This window comes from Micromonospora lupini str. Lupac 08, from assembly GCF_000297395.2.
Classification (GTDB): domain Bacteria; phylum Actinomycetota; class Actinomycetes; order Mycobacteriales; family Micromonosporaceae; genus Micromonospora; species Micromonospora lupini.
In genome coordinates this window covers 1,293,234-1,311,257 of record NZ_HF570108.1, presented here as the reverse complement: position 1 = coordinate 1,311,257, position 18,024 = coordinate 1,293,234, and the positions used below count along the sequence as shown (strand labels likewise).

Below are 18,024 nucleotides of genomic sequence, written 5' to 3'. Positions count from 1 at the left end.
GGGACGACAAATGAACGTGACCCCACCCCCCGACCGGGCCGGCCGTTGGGCGGCCGTCCGGCCCTGGCTCAGCACGGCGGCCCGCCTCGGCCTCGCCGCCGTCTGGTTGGTGGCCGGCGCGTCGAAGGTCGGCGACCTGGCCGCCTCCGGCCGGGCCGTGAACGCCTACCAGGTGCTGCCGTACGACGTGGCGACAGTGGTCGGCGCCGCGCTGCCCTTCGTCGAGCTGGCCCTGGGCGTGCTGCTGCTGCTCGGGCTGGCCACCCGGCTCAGCGCGGCCATCTCCGCCGCGCTGCTGCTGGTCTTCGTCGCGGGGATCTCCTCGGCCTGGGCGCGTGGCCTGGCCATCGACTGCGGCTGCTTCGGCAGCGGCGGGCAGCTCGCCGAGGGACAGGCCCCGAGTTACCTCCCGGAGATCCTGCGGGACCTGGGATTCTTGGTGCTGGCCGGATTTCTGGTGATCTGGCCGCGTACGCCCGTCTCGGTGGACGGGTGGCTGTCCGCCGAACCCGCCGTGGAGGACGAGGATGAGTAGTCGCAAGGGGCAGCGGGACGCGGCCCGGGTGGTCCGCGAGCAACTGGCCCGCGAACGGCGCCGCCGCCGCACGGTCTGGGTCTCCGCCGCCGCCGTCGCCGTGCTGGTCATCGCCGGCCTGATCGGCTGGAGCGTCTGGTCCAGCCAGCGCTCGGACAGCTTCACCACGCCGCCCGGCGCCAACGGGCCCGGCACCGGCATCGTCACCGGCGGCGGGCCGGTCACCGTCGACGTCTACGAGGACTTCCTCTGCCCGGTCTGCAACCAGTTCGAGCAGAGCAGCGGCGCGACGCTGGAGCAGCTGGTGTCCGAGAACAAGGCGAAGGTCGTCTACCACCCCGTCGCGTTCCTCAACCGCTTCTCCACCACCGAGTACTCCACCCGCTCCTCGGCCGCCTCCGGCTGCGCGGCGGCCGGCGGCAAGTTCCGCGAGTACGCCAAGGCGCTCTTCGCCAAGCAGCCGCCCGAGGGCAGCGCCGGGCTCGGCGACGACGAGCTGATCGACATCGGCGTCGGCGTGGGACTGGACCGGGACTCCTTCGGAAGCTGCGTCTCCAAGGGCACGTACAAGACGTGGACCGAGCACGTCACCGAGGAGGCCAGCCGCAGCGACGTCACCGGCACCCCCACCGTCCTGATCAACGGCCAGCCACTCGCCGACCGCAGCCCGCAGGGCCTCACCGCGGCCGTGGCGGCGGCCGGCAGGTGATCCGTACGCTGCTGGCGCGCGCCGCCCTGATCGCCGCCACCGCCTGCGCGGCGACGCTGTTCACCGCGGCGCCCGCCGCCGCGCACGGCGCTGACGCGCCGGACGGCACCGACTACCGCACCCGCGTCACAGGCGTCACGCCGGCCCGACCCGGCCTGACGGTACGGGTGATCGAGGCGGGCGCCCGACTGGAACTGACCAACCGCACCAGCCGGACGATCGAGGTGATCGGCTACTCCGGCGAGCCGTACCTGCGCGTCGGTCCGGACGGCGTGTACGAGAACAGCCGGTCCCCCGCCACGTACCTCAACCGCACCCTCGCCGGGGACACCGCGCTGCCGGCCGACGCGGACCCGGCCGCCCCGCCGTCCTGGCGGCGCGTCGACGACGGGGCCACCGTGCGCTGGCACGACCAGCGGACCCGGTGGCAGGAGTCGGCGCCACCCGACGCGGCACGCCTCGCCCCCGAGCGGGAGCACCGGGTCCGGGACTGGACGATCCCGCTGCGCGACGGCGCCGACCCCGCGCAGATAGCCGGCACGCTGGACTGGGTGCCGCCGCCGGACGCGTACACCTGGTGGACGGTGACGATCGTCGGCCTGCTCGCGGTGGGCGCGCTCGGCCTGCTCGCCGCCGCCTCCACGGCCGGCGCCCGGGCGCTGTCCGCGGTGGGCGTGCTGCTGCTCCTCGGCGGCGCGGTCGCCGTGCTCTACCCGGTGGGACGGGAGCTGGACGCCGGCGCCCAGGGCGTCGGCGGGGTGCTCGCCGGGCTGCTGGGCGGCCAGGTCTGGGCACTGCTCACCGGCCTCGGCGCGCTCGCCGCCGGCGCCTACGCGCTGGCCCGCCGCCCGGCCGCCGACTTCGCGGTGGCGCTGGCCGGCGCCTGCCTGGCCCTCTTCGCGGGCGTGTCGAACGCCGCCGTGTTCAGCCGGTCGGTCGTCCCGGTGCCGTGGTCACCCGGGGTCGCCCGCGTCATGGTGGCCGCAGTCCTCATCACCGGCGTCGGCGCGACAGCAGCCGGGGTCCTCCGCCTGCACGCCGCCTCCCGCGCCGCCACCCGGGTCCCGACCCCCTGACCGCCCGTCGAAGACCGGGACAGCACGTGCGAGATCGGGGCGTTACGGCTGGGGAGTGAAGCCGTAGGGGAGTTCGAGGCGGTGACGGGCCAGCAGGGTCTCATTGCCCAGCAGGTCGAGGGTGGGGGCGTCGGCGACGATCCGGCCGCCGTCCAGGATCACCGAACGGTCGCACAGCTCCGCCGCGTACGGCAGGTCGTGGGTGACCATCAGCAGGGTCACCGGCAGGCCGCGCAGGATCTCGGCCAGCTCGCGTCGAGCCGCCGGGTCCAGGTTCGACGAGGGCTCGTCAAGCACCAGGATCTCCGGATGCATGGCCAGCACCGTCGCCACCGCCACCCGCCGGCGCTGCCCGAACGAGAGATGCTGCGGCGCCCGGGCCCGATGCTCGCTCATCCCGACGGCGGCCAGCGCCTCGTCCACCCGGACGGCCAGCTCCGCCCCGCGCAGGCCCAGGTTCGCCGGCCCGAACGCGACGTCCTCCGCCACCGTGGGCAGGAAGAGCTGGTCGTCCGGGTCCTGGAAGACGATGCCCACCCGGCGACGCACCTCCGCCAGGGTGGCCCGATCCGGCGTGACCGCCAGCCCGCCGACGCGCACGCTGCCCTCGGTAGGGGTGAGGATGCCGTTGAGGTGCAGCACAAGCGTCGTCTTACCGGCGCCGTTGGGCCCGAGCAGCGCCACCCGGTCACCGCGCGGCACCGTCAGGTCCACCCCGTGCAGGGCCACGTGCCCGTCCGGGTACGCGTACCGGACACCACGAACGTCCAGCGAGAGGGCGGTCTGCACGACACCGATCATGTCAGCACGACGGCGGTCGCGGCGATGGCGGCCGCCACCACCGGAACGGTCGCCGCGACCAGCCACTGACCGGCGGTCGCCGCACCGTCGCCCTGCCACACCGCGGGCATCCGTCCCGTGTAACCCCGCGACAGCATCGCCAGGTAGACCCGCTCGCCGCGCTCGAACGCGCGCAGGAACAGCGCCCCGATGCCGGCGGCGAAGCCGCGCAGCTGCCACAGGAAGCGTGGGTCGTCACCCCGGGAGATCCGCGCCACCCGCATCCGTCGCGCCTCGCCCACCAGCACGTCGAGGTAGCGCAGCATGAACGTGGCGATCTGGGTGAGCACCTGCGGGCAGTGCAGCCGGTCCAACCCCACGATCAGGTCCCGGGTGGTGGTGGTCGCGGCGAGCAGCAGCGAGGCGAGGACACCCAGGGTGCCCTTGGCCAGGATGTTCCACGCGCCGTGCAGGCCGTCCTCGGACAGCCGCAGCCCCAGCACCTCGACCCGCTCGCCGGTGCCCAGGAACGGCAGCGCCACCGCGAACAGCACGAACGGCAACTCGATCAACGCGCGGCTGAGCAGCCAACGCGGCCCCACCCGGGCCAGCGCCGCCACCGCCGCCACCAACAGGGCGTACGCGCCGAAGGCCCAGAACGCCGCACGCGGGGTGGCCACCACGGCGATCGTGAAGACCACCATCGCCACGATCTTGACCTCGGGCGGGAGCCGGTGCACCGGCGAGGTCGACTCGCGGTACAGCACGTGCCCGTGACCGGCACCCATCGACGTACCCCCTGCTCAGCTGGTGTGGCGCGCGGCGGTGACCGCGTCACCCGTCGCGCCCTCGGCGGCCGTCGCGTCGCCGGTGCTCGACGTGCCGTCGGCCGTGTCGTCACCCCTTGTCGACGCGTCGCCCCGGCGGCGCAGCAGCCAGAAACCGCCGGCGCCGATCGCGAAGGTCACCAGCACCCCGAGCACCCCGGACAGGCCTGTCGAGACGAAGCTGTTCCGGATGCCCCGCACGCCGTAGTCGGCGAGCGGGCTGTCCCCCAACTCGTGCTCGCGGGCCTGCTGCGCCGGGCAACTGCCACCGACGATGTTGTCGTCGGCGTCGACGGTGCAGCCCTTGAGCAGGGAGGAGTCCAGCCCGTCCGGGTGCGACGAGGCGTAGTTGCTCACGACGCCGGCGAGCAGCAGGGCGACCAGCAGACCGCCGGCCAGGAACGCCCAGGATCGGTTCTTCATCGGACACCTCCGGAGACTCCGACGGCGGGAACGGCGGGAGTGGGCAGCGCGCGCAGCGCGTACACCAGGTCGGGGCGCACCTTCGCGACGGTGAGGACGGTCGTCGCGGTGATCAGGCCCTCGCCGATGCCGATCAGCAGGTGCACCCCGGCCATCGTGCCGGCCAGGCCGGCGAGGTTGCCGCCCAGGTCTGTGGTGCCGCCCAGCCAGTACTCGACGACGAAGCCCTGGGACGCGACCACCACGCTGAGAAGCGCCGCGACGAACGCGGTGACGGCCAGGCCGGCGCGCGTGCGGGGCAGCACCCGCAACAGCACGGCGATCAGCAGGTACGCCGCGGCGGTGCCGAGCAGCGCCATGTTGGTGATGTTCAGGCCGAGCATCGCCACACCACCGTCACCGAAGATCAGCGCCTGCACGACGAGCACCACCGCCACGCAGAGCGCGCCGACCCACGGCCCGACAAGCATCGCGGCGAGCGCGCCACCGAGCAGGTGACCACTCACACCGGCCGTGAAGATCGGAAAGTTGAGCATCTGGACGGCGAAGATGAACGCCGCGACCAGGCCGGCCATCGGGGCGAGCCGGTCGTCCAGGTCCCGCCGGCCGCGCAGCACGCAAGCGGTGAGCGCGGCGAGCGCCAGGGCCGCGAAGACCGCCGCGACGGGACCGTCGATGATCCCGTTCGAGATGTGCATCGCCAGTGTCTCCACGCGACCTCCCACGCGTCAGCGGGCCCTGTCCGGGACCGGCCGGGTCAGCCTATTTCCTAGGAGTTGTTGTTGCCAGACTCTGGCAACAACGCATGGCCTTGATCACCTTTGCCGCGCCGCTCGGCGCCGCTCGGCGCCGAGCGGTCGCTTGATCGACTCGGTTTCCTGGAAACCGGGGTGTCCGCCGCTCGGGGACACCCCGGTTTCGCCGAAGGCGAGTCGATCAACGGGCTGGCGCGCGCCGCCGACGCCGACACCGACGCGCCCGGCGGTAGGGTCGGGCCATGACCGCGCCCGACCGCCTCTCCCCCGGTGACCCCGCGCCCGAGTTCACCCTCCCCACCGACACCGGCGACCAGCTCTCCCTGGCCGACCTGCGCGGCCGCAAGGTCGTTCTGTACGCCTACCCGGCCGCCATGACCCCCGGCTGCACCAAGCAGGCGTGCGACTTCCGCGACTCGCTCGCCTCGCTCCAGGCCGCCGGCTACGAGGTGATCGGCATCTCCCCGGACAAGCCGGAGAAGCTTGCCAAGTTCCGCGACCGCGACGCCATCACCTTCCCGCTGGTCTCGGACGTGGACAGGGCGGTGCTCACCGCGTACGGCGCGTACGGGGAGAAGCAGCTGTACGGCAAGACCGTCACCGGCGTGATCCGCTCGACCTTCGTCATCGACGCCGACGGCAAGATCGAACGCGCGCTCTACAACGTCAAGGCCACCGGGCACGTCGCCAAACTCCGCCGCGACCTCGGCCTGGACTGACCGTGTCGCACGGTCCCGTTACCGTCCGTCAATGGTTCGGTACAGGTACACGCCCGAGGCGCTGGCGCAGGCGGCCGCCTCGGCGCGCAACATCACCGAGGTGATGCGGCTGCTCGGCGTCCGGGTCAGTGGCGGCTCCCACGCCCACATCAGCCGGCAGCTCAAGAGGTTCGGCATCGACACGTCGCACTTCACGGGGCAGGCACACGACCGAGGCGTACGGCGGACGACATCGGCACAGCTCCTGGTCCAGATGTCCGAGGGGTCCCGACGGACGCCAGGTGTGCGATTGAAGCGGCCCTCGCGACACTCGGCGTGCCGGAGGAGTGCGAAGCGTGCGGGACAGGGCCGGTCTGGCGAGGCGCACCACTGGTCCTGCACGTCGACCACATCAACGGGGACTTCCTCGACAACCGGCCACCGAATCTGCGGTTTCTCTGCCCGAACTGCCACAGTCAGACCGAGACCTTCGCCGTCCGACGGAACCGGGTTCGCGATCTCGCCACTTCCGTACCCACGGCGGGCGCTGACGAGGAACGCGTGCACGAGACAGCGGCTGCCGAGCGCCGGCCGGCAACGCGGGAGGAGATCGTCGACCTGTTCGCCCGGGTCGACGCGCAGCAGTTGACGGCCCTGGAGGCGGCACAGCACCTGGGCTGTCACCCGTCATACCTGCACAAGGTCCGGCGACTGCTCGAGCAGGAAGGCGTGCTGACGCCGCGGCCGGACCGCCGCTGGCGTTCGAGGGCTCATCGTGATGCGGTGATCGAACAGGCGCTGGCCAATCCGGATGTCGGGCCGAAGCGGCTGTCGGAGATCCTGCGCCACCTGCCCGACGGGCAGTGCACGGTAGGCCAGGGCACGATCTCCACCATCCTCAGGGAGGCGGGGCTCAACACCGTCGAAGCTCGACGCTCTAGACTCAGCGAGTTGGCGGGAGTGGCGTAACGGCAGCCGCGATAGGTTTAGGTCCTATTGTCCGAAAGGGCGTAGGGGTTCGAATCCCCTCTCCCGCACAAGCCAACGCAGATCTCGTGCGCGGGGCCCGCTGTCGAACGCGTCACGGTCGCGGGCCACGAGGCTGGTCGAGCAGCCAGGATGGGCGCCGTGACTCTGCGCTTCGTCCTCGATCCCGAGCTGACCCCACTGCTGCGCGCCGAGATCGTCGCCCTCTGGGTGGACGCCAGCAACGCCGGTGGCGCGGTCGGCTTCGTACCCCCGGTCACCTCGGCCGACGTCCGTACGATCGCCGACCCGACGTTCGCGGGCATCGCCGACGGGCCGGACCGGCTGCTGGTCGGGTACGACGGCGACCGGCCCGTGGCGATGCTGGTCTTCTGCGACAACCGGTTCGGCCTCAAGGCGCACTGGTGTGTGCTGAAGCGGGTGATGGTCCACCCGGACACCCAGGGCGCGGGCCACGGGTCGGCGCTGATGCGCGAGGCAGCTCGGCTGGGTCGGGAGTTGGGTCACGAGGCGCTGCACGTGACGGTGCGCGACGGGTTGGGGCTGGACGGGTTCTACCGCCGTCTCGGGTACCGGGAGATCGGCCGGCTGCCGGGCGCGCTACGGGTGGCGCCGGGCGACGACCGCGACGAGATCCTCATGTGGCTCGACCTGACACCAACCGACTGACCGGCCAGCGCCACCAGGCCGGCGACCACACCAGGTCGGCCAGCACACCGGCCGGCGCCGACCAGCTGGGTCAGCCGCACCAGCGGGCGGTTGCCCCGGCCGGTCGGGTGGAGGGCCCGTCGGCGACCGGGGTGGCCGGGGCGTTCGCCTTCGCCACCTCGGCCGGCCGACGTGCGACTGTCGGCGTACCGCTGGGCCGGGCCGCAGGTGGGCGGGCCGTCGCGGACGGGCGCGAGGTCCTGGCCACGACGCCGCGCTCGTACATCCGCACGACGCTGGTCTGGACCTGGCCGGGTGCCATCCGGATGCCGGAGACGGTGACGCGGTGTCCGTACACGTCGGTGACCCGCACGCTGTACGGGCCGGGACCCGCGCCGGAGGCCAGCAGCCAGTAGTTGTAGTCCTGCCGGGCGGTGGCGCGCCACGGGCCGTCGTCGCCCTGCCGCACCTCGACGGCGCGCAGCGGGTTGCCATGGTTGCCGACGCGGACGGCGAACCAGAACTGTGACGCGCCCTCCTTGATCCGGAAGGTCAGCGGGCCGGGCAGTGGCGGGTTGACCACCGCGCGGTAGGTGACCTGGACGAGGCCCTGAACCGGGTCGGCGATCCGGGCGAACGCCTCCCGGGACAGGTCGAGGTGCCCCGGCTCGCACTCCGGGCACTGATCCATTATCAGGACCCGCACGGTGCCCTTCGGGCCGGTGACGTCGAGGAAGCCGCCGCAGGCGGCGCCGGCGGCGTACTCCGTGGGGCCGAGCGCGACGTAGAGCCGGTTCGCCGGCGCCGCCGGGTTCGAACAGTTGCCGCCGGCGCCTTTCGAGTCGTAGAAGGTCGCCTTGCCGCTGTGGGTGGCGGTGCCGGTGGGTGGCGCGGCCAGCGTCCGGCCGGCGGCGCAGGCCGGGGCGGAGCCGGACCGCAGGGCCAGGGTGAGCCCGAGCGCCGCGGCGAGCACTGTGACGCCGGTGGCGACGAGCCAGGGCACCGGGCCGGACGGGGACGCGGGCCGGTGGTCCGGAGCACGGTCCAGGTCGAGTTCGATGTCGACGTCGCGGACGTCCACACCTCTGACGTCGATGCCCCTGCTGTCGACGCCGCCGGGAGCGCTTCCGTCGGTCACGTCGGCGATGCTGCCGGACCGGCGTGCGACCGGACAAGCCGGCTAAGCCAAAGCTAAGACAGCATCGACGGACGGTGACGGCTGCTCACCTGACCGCTGAGCCGGCTGGTCAGGGTTCGACGACGACCCGCTCGCCGACATGCAACCGGCCACTGTCGACGGGCACCACGTTCAGTCCGAAGAGGAGCTGCTGGCCGATGTTGCGGTGGCGGCCGAGTGTGCGCAGCGGTTCCTTGGCGCGTACCCCGGTCTCCTGGTCGGTCGTGGTGACCACGCAGCGGTCACACGGCCCGGCGGCGCGCAGCCGCAGGTCGCCGATGCGCAGTGACCGGCCGGCCCAGCCGTCCTCGGCCCAGGCCGGCGCGTCGTCGACGACCAGGTTGGGTCGGAACCGGGTCATCGGCACCGGCTCCTCCCCCGCCTCGGCGAGCCAGCCGTTGAGGGCGTCGAGGGATGCGGCGTTCGTCAGCAGCAGCGGGTAGGCGTCGGCGAAGCTGACCTGGTCGCCGGTGTCGTGCTCACGCGCACCGGCGGCCACGTGCCGGGCCGGGTGGGCCAGCCAGACCAGCCGGACGGGCCGGTCGAGCAGCGCGCCGAGCCAGGCGTCGGCCGCCGGGCCGGCGGGCAGCGCCGCGACCCGGATCGTCCGGCTGCGGAAGGTCCGCACCGGCACCGGGTCACCGCCGGCCGGCTCCGGCACGTCGAGGTCGGGCTGCCCGTCGGCGCGCAGCACCAGGCCGCCGGGGCGCACGGTGGCGCGCAGGCGGACCAGCCGGGTGGTCTGCCGCTGGGTGACGCCGACGCCGTCGACATCCACCACCATCCAGCGTCGGTCGCCGGCCAGGCCCCACGGCTGCACGAACGCGCCGTCGTGGTCGAGCCGGTGGCAACCCTTGACGGGGTACGTGTGGATCGAGGTCAGCCGCACCCGGTCACCATGCCACGCCGATGCCGTCGCCGGGGTACCGGTGGTGGGCGTGACCGTCCCGTGGGGAGTGGAACCGCCGACCGTACGCTCGGCGAGCACGTTGGTGGTGGTGACGTTGTTCGTGAGCAGGATCGCGTCAGGCGCGAGCCTCGGCTGCACGGCGTCGAACCGGTCGCCGGCCGACGATCCTCCCACCATCGGCGGGCGTTCCTGGCCGGACGAGGGTACGCGGGCCGGAACGTGAATCAGTAGCATCGCCGCTATGGCGCGTGCAGACCAGACCGCAGAATTGAACCTCCCGACGAACGCGGGGCCGGTCGACCCTGGGCAGCCAGATGGTGGCGAGCAGACCGCCTCCCCGGCGCCGCGGCCCCGGCGGCGGTGGAAGCGGATCGTCCTGATCACCCTCGTGGTCGTGGCGTTGCTCGCTGGCGGTGGCGTGGTGGCGAGCGGTCTCTACTTCCGCTCAATCAACTCCGACATCGAACGGGTTGACGCGTTCGGCGGGGTTCCCGAGGAGTCGCGTCCCCAGCCTGTGGCCACCGGCGCCATGAACATCATGATCCTCGGCAGCGACTCCCGCGACACGGAGAACAGCTCGGGCTCCCGATCGGACACGATCATCGTGGCCCACCTTCCCAAGGACCGGTCCAGCGCTCAGCTGATCTCCATCCCCCGTGACACGTGGGTGCACGTGCCCAAGTCGAAGGAGGGTCGCGGAGGCACCGACGCCAAGATCAATGCGGCGTACGCGTGGGGCGGCGTCCCGCTGATGGTCCAGACCGTCGAGGAGTTCACGAACGTCCGCATCGACCACGTGGCGATGGTCGACTTTTCCGGCTTCAAGGAGATCGTGGACGCGCTGGGTGGCGTGGAGATCGACGTGGAGCAGAGCTTCACCTCGACCCACTCGCTCAACCCCGACGGCCGGCGCGAGTTCACCAAGGGCCGGCAGACGATGGACGGGGCCGCAGCCCTGGACTACGCCCGCGAGCGTTACGCGTTCGCCAACGGCGACTTCACCCGCATCAAGCATCAGCAGCAGGTCATCAAGGCCATTCTGGACAAGGCGGCCTCAGGCGGCGTGCTCGCCAACCCCGCCAAGCTGAACTCGTTCGTAAAGGCCACAGCCAACTCGGTGGCTGTCGACCGTTCCCTGTCCCTGGTCGACCTGTCGATGGAACTTCGTCATCTCCGGGGCGGCAACCTCGCGTTCTTCACCTGCCCCACCAAGGGGACGGGCCAAATCGGCAGTGAAAGCGTCGTGATCGCGGACAAGGGCAAGGCGCAACGTGTCTTCGACGCGGTTCGCCGCGATTCGGTGGCCGACATCGCGTCCGCCGCAAAGTAGGAGACAGGAATGCCGTGCCGGCTCTGGTGGTGCAACTGACGCGGTCGTAACCTTCGATCGCCCCCTGGCTATGAATTGCGCCGGAGGGTCCACGGGGGAGGATCACCATGTCGAGCCAACCGGTCATGAGTTACCCGGGTGGGAGACGGACCGAGTTCGGCGACGCGCCGCCACAGGAGGAGGCGCAGCACGACGCGGACAGCGACCCTGTCGGCGACCCGACGAGGGTGTCGGCGACAGCGTCCGCCCGCTCCGGTTTGGACACCACTGCGGTTCTGCCGTACGCGGGATCTCGGACTTCGAAGCGGACGCGCTGGTTGCGGGCCTGGATGTTGACCGCCCCTATCGATGTCGTCGCGCTACTGGTCCCCTTGCTGCTGAGCCAGAACTACTGGCGGGGGACTCTGGCCAACGCCGCGCTCGCGGTGGCCATCTTCGCGTCCGGCGGGCTCTACCGGGCCCGGCGGCACGTCGGAATCCTGGACGAGTTGCCCAGCATCTGCGGACGGCTGCTGGCCTCCGCCGCGGCGGTCGCCATCATCGCCGCCGAGCGTCACGACTCGGTGCATTACGTGGGCGGGTTCATGCGCGGTGTCGCGCTCTCCGCCGGCCTGGTGATCGTCGGCCGGGCCTTCAGCAGGGCGTTCACCATCGTCGCCCGCAAGCGCCGGTGGGTGGAGCACAACACCATCATCATCGGTAGCGGGCCAGTGGGTCTGGAGCTCGCCCGGCTCCTGCGGCGCTACCCGCAGTACGGCCTGCGGTTCGTCGGATGCGTCGATGTCGCACCGGATGAGGGCATTGGGTCGGTTCCGTTGATCGGCACGCTGGACGACCTTGAGAAGCTCACCGAGATGCTGGAATGCGACGTCCTGGTCATCGCCGACCCGGATTGTTCCGAGTCGGCGCTGATGGACATCCTGCTGCGGGCGGTCAATTCGCGCTCTGACCTCTGGGCGGTGCCGCGTCTCTGGGGATCCCGGTCCCTGGGCGGATATCCCGACCACATCGGCGCGATACCGATCGTCAAGATCGGTGATACCAAACTCTCCGGCCCTCGATGGGCCGTCAAGCGGGCGTCCGATGTGGTCTTCGCCGCGGTGGCGTTGCTCGTCCTCAGCCCGGTGCTGCTGCTGTGTGCGATTGCGACGTTCCTCGACGGGGGGCGCGGCATTTTCTTCTACCAGGAACGGATCGGTCGATACGGCAGGCCATTCAAGGTCATCAAGTTCCGTTCCATGCGGCCCGCCGACGAGAGCGAGTCGCAGACGCACTGGTCCATCGCGCACGACCAGCGGGTGGGGTTGGTCGGCCGGTTCATGCGCCGGACGTCGCTCGACGAACTGCCCCAGCTCTGGAACATCCTGCGTGGTGAGATGAGCGTGGTCGGCCCCCGGCCGGAACGGCCGCACTTCGTGGAGAAGTTCTCGATCGAGTACCCCACCTACGCGATGCGCCACCGAGTGCCAGTCGGGCTCACCGGCCTCGCTCAGGTCAGTGGCCTGCGCGGCGACACCCCGATCTCGGACCGGGCGAGGTTCGACAACTACTACATCGAAAATTGGTCGCTGTGGCTCGACATCAAGGTCGTGCTACGTACTGTCGCCGAGGTTCTTCGCGGTGGTGGCCGATGACAAAGGACCGGCGAGGGTAGCCACCTGGTTCGGCCGTCCGTGACGTCGCGTTCCGGCCGCCGGGTGGGTGTCAGGCGTCGTCCGCGCGCCAGCCCTGGGTGGGCAGCCGTTCGCCGAGCGCCACGGCGCGCAGCACCCGCGCGTGCCCGGCCAGGGACTCGTCCGGGGAGAACAGGCCGATCGCCTCCTCGCGCAGTCGCTCGCGGTCCGTGGCCCACGTGGCGCGTTCGCGGATCATCGACACCATGGCGGCGACCAGGTCAGCACGATTGCCCTGCGGTCGATACCGCAGATCGTTGATCACCTGCCAGTCGACGAGTTCGGCGTTGCCGGCCGGGTTGGCGACAAGGTGCCCGCGCCGGCCGTTCGCCAGCTGCTCACGGGCGCCACCGACGTCGGTCAGCACGACGGGCACCCCGGCCGCCAGCGCCTCCATCGACGCCAGCGACCAGCCCTCGAAGAAAGAGTCGAGGACGAAGGCGTCCGCCGCCGCCAGCAGCGCCAACGGGTTCGCGCAGTGTCCACGCAGGTGAATGCGATCTGCGCTGGGTACCGACGAGGCGGCCTGCCGGGTCTGCTCGTAGTACAGCAGGTCGTCGTTGGCGCGGCCCGCCACCAGCAGGTGGGCATCCGGGTGCTCGGCGGCCACGTCGGCGAATGCCGTCACCAGGCCGAACGTGTTCTTCTGCAGGCAGTATCGCGCCAGCGAGACGAAGAGGAACTCGTCGGTCAGCCCCAGAGCGGCGCGAGCCCGCGCCCGGTCCACGCGTCGGACGCGGGCGGCGTCGACGCCGTTCGGCACGGTGATGAGACGGTCTTCGGGGTAACCCGGGTTCCGGACGAGGTACTGCTGGCGGACGAGGTCGCTTACCGCGACCTGTGCTGCGATCCTCTGCGCCCGCCGGCCTTCCGGCACCCAGGAATCGGGGTGGTAGAAGCGGTGCATGTCGTGCAGCGTCTCCACCCACGGGACGCCGACCTCGGTGGCCACGTCGAGCAGCCAGTCGTCCGCGTTGTGCCCGCTGATCACGTCGGGGCGCCACGAGCGCATCCAATCGGCGGCGTCGTCCGGGGTCACCAGGTGGGTCGCGACTCCCTCGTCGGCGAGGGCGCGGGCCAGCCGGCCGCCCACACCGTCCTGCCCCGGCAACCGCGTGCCGCTGTAGATGACCGCGGTGTCGACGGTGTGGGCCGGGAGCCGCCGGGCCAGGAACGCGGCCACCTCCTCCGCGCCGCCGACGTCGAGCACGCCGGTGGCGATGGCGCAACGGACCCGCCGGAAAGCGGTGACCTCGACGGGGCGCGGCGGGACCGACGGACGCGGCTCGGCGGCCATCGGCCGGAGTGCCTCCAGATCGCCCGCTCCCCTGCCCGACACCAGCGGCACCGACCAGTCCTCGCCGGGGCGCGACGTCTGCTCCCCCGGGTGGGCGAACCGGCGCAGCGTGCGTCCACCCAAGCGGCGCAGCGGCGCCGGTACGACGTAGGCCTGGCGCTGGGCCCACAGGGCGAACCGCAGTGCGAGGGGCGGCGTCTCACTCACTCGGCTGTCCTTCGCGGCGGCTCCGACCGAGGAACATCGGGACGACGATTCCCGCCGCGATGCCCAGCACCAGCGGCCATCGACTCGTCTCCGACAGGAACGGCGCGGTCATCAGGCACAACGGGGCGATCAGGCAGAACGCCGCCGCGGACCGGACGACCACGTCGCTTCCCGGATCGCGGACGGCCTTCATCGCCGCCAGCGCGGCCGCCACGAGGAAGAGGATGACGAGCACCGGTGCCAGCGGGCCATACCGCAGCCAGTCCTGCAGCAACTCGTTGTGGACGTACACCCGCTCGGAGTTGGTGGCGGCCAGACCCGGAAGCTGGGGGGCGAGAGGGCCGACCCCGGTCCAGACGTTCGCCCGCACGTAGTCCCATCCGAGGCGGAGGTCGCTGAGGTGCCCACTCGTGGACTCCGCCTGGTTCTTCGCGCTCTCCTGGGTCGGCAGAGTCTGCGCCGGCCGGCTCGGCGCCACGGAGGTGTTGGCGGATCGGCTCGGACTGCCACTCGTGCGCGCAGCACCGGTCGGGCGCGGTATGTCGCCCGGACCGGCGGCCGGGCGCGGAGCGCCGGTCACGATCGGCGAGGCGGTGGGCTTGCCACTGGCAGTCGGCTTGCCAGTCGGAGTCGGCTTGCCAGTTCCAGTCGGCATGCCGCCCTGCACGCCGCTCGCGCCCGAGGTCCCGGTCACGGTCGGCCTGGCAGTCGGGCTCGGCTGTCCACTCGCGCTCGACTTGGCACTGGCGTTCGGCTGACCACTCGGGCTCGGCTTGGCACTGGCGCTCGGCCCGCCGCTGGCGAGGTCGAAGCTGCCCGCGCTGCGCAGGCCGAGATCCGCGGCGAAACCCGGTGCGGCCAGCACGACCACCGCCACGACCAGGGCGGCGAACCCGAACTGACGGATCACCCGCTGCCACCGCTCCCAGGTGAGGACAAGGACAACGACAAGTGCGACAAGCGCCGCGACCCAGACGCTCCGACGGAAGCTGATCAGGATCAGCAGTGGCGTGGCGGCAGCCAGGACCATGTACCGCCAGTCCCAGCGCCACCCGTTGTCCCCGAGAACGCCGATGAACACCGCCGCCGCGATCGCCGGCAGCGCGGAATCGTAGTAGATGAAGTAGGCGCTGAGCCGATCGTCGGCGGTCTCACCGAGCGGAATGGCGACGGCAGCCGCGACCAGCAGGCCGATCAGCGGGGTCCAGACCGTCACCCTGCTGGTTCGCTGGTCGGCCCGCAGCCACCGCAGGCTCATGCCGATGAGGAGGCCCAGCACCAACAGGACGAAGGGTCGGGCGTTCTGATTGACGGCGGAGAAGACCGACTGCCCGTGGAACAGGCCGCTGCCGACGGCCAGCACGACGAGGCCGACGGCCGGCCCGAGCAGCGCGACGCCGACCGAGCGGAGCTGCGGGCGTACCGGCGGCCACCAACGCGCGGCGGCTGCGAGAACCGCCGTCACCGCGAGCGGCAGAATGATCGGGGCCTTGCCGGGGCTGATGAACGCCGGGTAACCGAGTGTGGTCAACTCGCCGAAGCGTCCGTTCGGCTTGATCTCCTGGGCGAGAACCGCGACGAGCACGATCCCGCTGACGGGGAGCCGGTGCACGAGCAGCGGCAACGCGACGGCGAAGACGACGCCGAGGAGCGACGGCACCGTCCAGGCGATGTAGAGGGCCGACATCGCGGCGAGCGCCCAGGACGCCCACCAGATCAGGCAGGGGCCGGGGGTGACGGGCGGGCGAGGATCGAGCACCCAGCCGAGGACATGCGTGAGGTGTGACCCACGATCCACGTCGTCGGTGGCGCCCCGCTCCGGGGACTGTTCGGGAGGACGGATCTCCGCGTCGTCCGTGCCGGAATCAGTCACAGTTCCTCTGGAACCCATCGCTGCCTTTGCCCCGAGATCGGGTCCGGCCGGCCTCCGCTGACACCGAACCCTGCTGACAACAACGCCGAACCGGCTGCCGCGATGCACGCGGACGACCACAGCCAGGGGAAGCCCGGTGACCAGCGCGGCCGTGCACTGTGGTGGGTCGAGCAGCCGCAATGCGTCGGCCGCCGCGGCACACAGTATCAGCAGAGGCGCTCACGAGCGTCGCCGGAAGCTCGCCCTGGAGGACCCCGGCCGGCGGGGTGAACAGGGATCGCCTGTCGGACGATTGCCGGGCCATCAGTACGATGCTTATCGTTTTCGGTCGGACAGTTGACACGACGTACGCATAGTCGACAGTCGCCACCCGGTATGGTCACCCGGGACCACCCCCGGAGCCGCAGATGATCACCCGACGCACCTTCCTCGCCGCCGCCAGCGGCCTGGTCCTCGCCGGTGACGCCCCGCCCCCGCAAGGCACCGTGCTGCTGCCGCCCCCTTCCGGCGGCGACGACACCGGCGTGCTCAACGCCGCCCTCCACAGGGGGACGGGCGGCCTGGTTCGCGGTGCCCCCGGCGCCAACTATCGGGTCAGCGCGCCCCTCGTGGTGCCTACCGGCACGACGCTGATCATGTCCGGCTGCACCGTCACACTGGCGGCCGGCAGCGCCTGCAACCTGCTCACCAACACGGCGGTGGCCGAGGGCGGTCGGGACCGGGACATCACCGTCATCGGCGGCACCTGGGTCCGCGCGAGCGGGGTCGGGGGCACGGGCCCCGACCTGCACACCCTGCGGTGGCGCCGGGTGGACGGCCTGACGCTCAAGGGGCTGACGGTGCAGACCGCCAGCGACAAGTACGCCATCTCCCTGGGCGACGTCATCGACACCACCGTCACGGAGATCAAATTCGCGGTGCACTCCGACGGCGTCCACATCCAGGGGCCCGCCGTGCGGACCCGGATCTCGGGAATCCGCGGCTCGACGGGTGACGACACCATCGCCATCACTCCCCGCGACTGGCAGGCGTACGACGACGTGTCGGGGTCGGTGACCGACACGGTCATCGAGGACGTCGACGTGGCCTCGCTCGCGGCACTGGTCAAGGTACTCGGAGGGTCGCCGGACACCACCGCGTCGCGCACGACCATCCGGGGTGTCACGGGTCTCGCCGGCAACAACGTCATCTGGATCGGTGACGACACCGCCGACTGGCGCACCACCGGCGGCCGCGTGGACGATCTGATCGTCGAGCACATCGCGGCCGGCACGCTGCCCGGTCGGGGCGGCATGGTGCACATCAACGGCTCCGCGGTGGGCCGCGTACAGCTGCGCGGGTTGCGGGTTCAGGGGCCCCGCGGACGCGAGCCGCTGGTGCGGGTCGTGCCCTTCCGGCCGGCCACCCTCGCCGGTCTCACCGTCGAGGACGTGGTCGTCGAACAACTCGACGCCGCGCCTCTGCTGTTGGTGGCCCGGACGGCGACGATCGGCCAACTGCTGGTCAGCGGTGTGACAGTCGCTGGCACGTCCGCCGGCACCGCCGTCGCCCAGGTCGCGGGGGTGGTGGACGACCTGACCGTGCGGGCGGTCAGCCTGACCGCGAGCGGCGACAGTTACCTGGTGGAGCTGCCCGGATGGGCGACGCACGCCACGGTACGGCGGGCGAGCGTGTCTGACGTGCAGATCGCCGGTCGGGGAGGCGCCCTGGTCACCGCCCCGGCGGCCACCCACGTCCTGCCCCGGCTGGCCGTCAATCAGTCACGGACGGTGGGGACGCCCTGGCTTGTCGACCTCAACACCACCACCGAGCTGACGGTGTCGAACGTGGCAATCGACAACACAACGGGCGGGGTGGCGCGGGTGCGCAACTCGGGTGCGGCCGTAGTCCGCGGCGACGGGCTGCGATTCGCGCGGGGCGCACGGGGGGCGGCTGTCGCCGCCGGAGGATCGCTGGTCTCGTACGCGCTGGATCTGGCGGTCGACGTCAGCGAACTCGTGCGGGCCGACGGCAGCCGGGCGACCAACACGAACGCCGCATTGTCCTGCGGCACCGGGCCGGTCGAGTGCACCGGGCTGACCTGGCAGCACCTCCGGACCGGGGCGACCTGGTGACGGTT

17 protein-coding genes and 1 tRNA gene are annotated in these 18,024 nt (G+C 71.6%); 10 read left to right on the top strand and 8 right to left on the bottom strand.

The window, feature by feature from the left end; all coding sequences use genetic code 11:
* Positions 1 to 10: 10 nt before the first annotated feature.
* Genes MILUP08_RS07280 through MILUP08_RS07270 form a run of 3 tightly spaced genes read left to right on the top strand, consistent with a single transcriptional unit; the run spans position 11 to position 2,320 of the window.
* Entirely contained in the window at positions 11 to 535 is a 525-nt protein-coding gene (locus tag MILUP08_RS07280; RefSeq protein WP_007456171.1) for a MauE/DoxX family redox-associated membrane protein, read from the top strand.
* Positions 528 to 1,244 carry a DsbA family protein gene (locus tag MILUP08_RS07275; protein ID WP_007456169.1) on the top strand — a complete coding sequence of 239 codons (717 nt, stop codon included), beginning with the start codon at positions 528 to 530 and terminating at the stop codon, positions 1,242 to 1,244. The genes MILUP08_RS07280 and MILUP08_RS07275 overlap by 8 nt, the downstream gene beginning before the upstream one ends.
* On the top strand, positions 1,241 to 2,320 hold the full coding sequence (locus MILUP08_RS07270) for a hypothetical protein (RefSeq protein WP_007456167.1): 1,080 nt from the start codon (positions 1,241 to 1,243) through the stop codon (positions 2,318 to 2,320). The genes MILUP08_RS07275 and MILUP08_RS07270 overlap by 4 nt, the downstream gene beginning before the upstream one ends.
* A gap of 42 nt (positions 2,321 to 2,362) precedes the next feature.
* Here MILUP08_RS07270 and MILUP08_RS07265 read toward each other — a convergent pair whose 3' ends face one another.
* The 4 genes from MILUP08_RS07265 to MILUP08_RS07250 are packed head-to-tail and all read right to left on the bottom strand — an operon-like array spanning position 2,363 to position 5,063.
* Positions 2,363 to 3,121: an energy-coupling factor ABC transporter ATP-binding protein gene (locus MILUP08_RS07265; RefSeq protein WP_007456165.1), complete on the bottom strand. Its 759-nt coding sequence runs from the start codon at positions 3,119 to 3,121 to the stop codon at positions 2,363 to 2,365.
* Complete coding sequence (gene cbiQ, locus MILUP08_RS07260; protein WP_007456164.1) at positions 3,118 to 3,888, bottom strand: cobalt ECF transporter T component CbiQ; 771 nt, start codon at positions 3,886 to 3,888, stop codon at positions 3,118 to 3,120. The genes MILUP08_RS07265 and cbiQ overlap by 4 nt, the downstream gene beginning before the upstream one ends.
* 15 nt (positions 3,889 to 3,903) lie before the next feature.
* Positions 3,904 to 4,350, bottom strand: coding sequence for a PDGLE domain-containing protein (locus tag MILUP08_RS07255; RefSeq protein ID WP_007456163.1), 447 nt, complete (start codon positions 4,348 to 4,350; stop codon positions 3,904 to 3,906).
* The gene (locus tag MILUP08_RS07250) at positions 4,347 to 5,063 is read right to left on the bottom strand and encodes an energy-coupling factor ABC transporter permease (RefSeq protein WP_007456162.1); all 717 of its coding nucleotides are present in this window, start codon (positions 5,061 to 5,063) and stop codon (positions 4,347 to 4,349) included. Before MILUP08_RS07250 ends, MILUP08_RS07255 begins: the two co-directional genes overlap by 4 nt.
* 284 nt (positions 5,064 to 5,347) lie before the next feature.
* On the opposite strand from MILUP08_RS07250, the gene bcp reads away from it, so the two are divergent.
* The 4 genes from bcp (at position 5,348) to MILUP08_RS07235 (ending at position 7,459) form a co-directional block, all read left to right on the top strand.
* Positions 5,348 to 5,824 (top strand): thioredoxin-dependent thiol peroxidase, encoded by a 477-nt coding sequence (gene bcp / locus MILUP08_RS07245; protein ID WP_007456160.1) that lies wholly within the window; start codon positions 5,348 to 5,350, stop codon positions 5,822 to 5,824.
* Between the two features lie 315 nt (positions 5,825 to 6,139).
* A complete protein-coding gene (locus MILUP08_RS36250; protein ID WP_193376567.1) occupies positions 6,140 to 6,772 on the top strand; it encodes an HNH endonuclease in 633 nt (210 codons plus the stop codon).
* Positions 6,758 to 6,840, top strand: a tRNA-Leu gene (locus MILUP08_RS07240). The genes MILUP08_RS36250 and MILUP08_RS07240 overlap by 15 nt, the downstream gene beginning before the upstream one ends.
* Before the next feature lie 91 nt (positions 6,841 to 6,931).
* Entirely contained in the window at positions 6,932 to 7,459 is a 528-nt protein-coding gene (locus MILUP08_RS07235) for a GNAT family N-acetyltransferase (protein WP_193376609.1), read from the top strand.
* A gap of 70 nt (positions 7,460 to 7,529) precedes the next feature.
* On the opposite strand, the gene MILUP08_RS07230 is transcribed toward MILUP08_RS07235, so the two are convergent.
* Both MILUP08_RS07230 and MILUP08_RS07225 read right to left on the bottom strand, forming a co-directional pair.
* Positions 7,530 to 8,576: an expansin EXLX1 family cellulose-binding protein gene (locus MILUP08_RS07230; RefSeq protein ID WP_007456155.1), complete on the bottom strand. Its 1,047-nt coding sequence runs from the start codon at positions 8,574 to 8,576 to the stop codon at positions 7,530 to 7,532.
* 109 nt (positions 8,577 to 8,685) lie between these two features.
* Entirely contained in the window at positions 8,686 to 9,504 is an 819-nt protein-coding gene (locus tag MILUP08_RS07225) for an MOSC domain-containing protein (RefSeq protein ID WP_039907398.1), read from the bottom strand.
* Positions 9,505 to 9,766: 262 nt separating this feature from the next.
* On the opposite strand from MILUP08_RS07225, the gene MILUP08_RS07220 reads away from it, so the two are divergent.
* Together MILUP08_RS07220 and MILUP08_RS07215 are read left to right on the top strand one after the other, a co-directional pair.
* Positions 9,767 to 10,855 carry an LCP family protein gene (locus tag MILUP08_RS07220; RefSeq protein WP_007456151.1) on the top strand — a complete coding sequence of 363 codons (1,089 nt, stop codon included), beginning with the start codon at positions 9,767 to 9,769 and terminating at the stop codon, positions 10,853 to 10,855.
* Positions 10,856 to 10,962: 107 nt separating this feature from the next.
* Positions 10,963 to 12,489, top strand: a complete 1,527-nt coding sequence (locus MILUP08_RS07215; RefSeq protein WP_007456149.1) for a sugar transferase — start codon at positions 10,963 to 10,965, stop codon at positions 12,487 to 12,489.
* A gap of 70 nt (positions 12,490 to 12,559) precedes the next feature.
* On the opposite strand, the gene MILUP08_RS07210 is transcribed toward MILUP08_RS07215, so the two are convergent.
* Complete coding sequence (locus MILUP08_RS07210) at positions 12,560 to 14,032, bottom strand: glycosyltransferase (protein WP_007456147.1); 1,473 nt, start codon at positions 14,030 to 14,032, stop codon at positions 12,560 to 12,562.
* Entirely contained in the window at positions 14,025 to 15,905 is a 1,881-nt protein-coding gene (locus tag MILUP08_RS07205) for an O-antigen ligase family protein (RefSeq protein WP_039905553.1), read from the bottom strand. The genes MILUP08_RS07210 and MILUP08_RS07205 overlap by 8 nt, the downstream gene beginning before the upstream one ends.
* 407 nt (positions 15,906 to 16,312) lie before the next feature.
* Between MILUP08_RS07205 and MILUP08_RS07200 the strand changes: the two genes are divergently transcribed.
* Complete coding sequence (locus MILUP08_RS07200; RefSeq protein WP_007456142.1) at positions 16,313 to 18,019, top strand: hypothetical protein; 1,707 nt, start codon at positions 16,313 to 16,315, stop codon at positions 18,017 to 18,019.
* The last annotated feature ends 5 nt before the right edge of the window (positions 18,020 to 18,024 follow it).

Bases quoted from the DNA above. Each gene is read 5' to 3' on its own strand.
- MILUP08_RS07280 (WP_007456171.1), top strand. From the start codon at position 11: ATGAACGTGACCCCACCCCCCGACCGGGCCGGCCGTTGGGCGGCCGTC.
- MILUP08_RS07275 (WP_007456169.1), top strand. From the start codon at position 528: ATGAGTAGTCGCAAGGGGCAGCGGGACGCGGCCCGGGTGGTCCGCGAG.
- MILUP08_RS07265 (WP_007456165.1), bottom strand. From the start codon at position 3,121: ATGATCGGTGTCGTGCAGACCGCCCTCTCGCTGGACGTTCGTGGTGTC.
- cbiQ (WP_007456164.1), bottom strand. From the start codon at position 3,888: ATGGGTGCCGGTCACGGGCACGTGCTGTACCGCGAGTCGACCTCGCCG.
- MILUP08_RS07255 (WP_007456163.1), bottom strand. From the start codon at position 4,350: ATGAAGAACCGATCCTGGGCGTTCCTGGCCGGCGGTCTGCTGGTCGCC.
- bcp (WP_007456160.1), top strand. From the start codon at position 5,348: ATGACCGCGCCCGACCGCCTCTCCCCCGGTGACCCCGCGCCCGAGTTC.
- MILUP08_RS07220 (WP_007456151.1), top strand. From the start codon at position 9,767: ATGGCGCGTGCAGACCAGACCGCAGAATTGAACCTCCCGACGAACGCG.
- MILUP08_RS07215 (WP_007456149.1), top strand. From the start codon at position 10,963: ATGTCGAGCCAACCGGTCATGAGTTACCCGGGTGGGAGACGGACCGAG.
- MILUP08_RS07200 (WP_007456142.1), top strand. From the start codon at position 16,313: ATGATCACCCGACGCACCTTCCTCGCCGCCGCCAGCGGCCTGGTCCTC.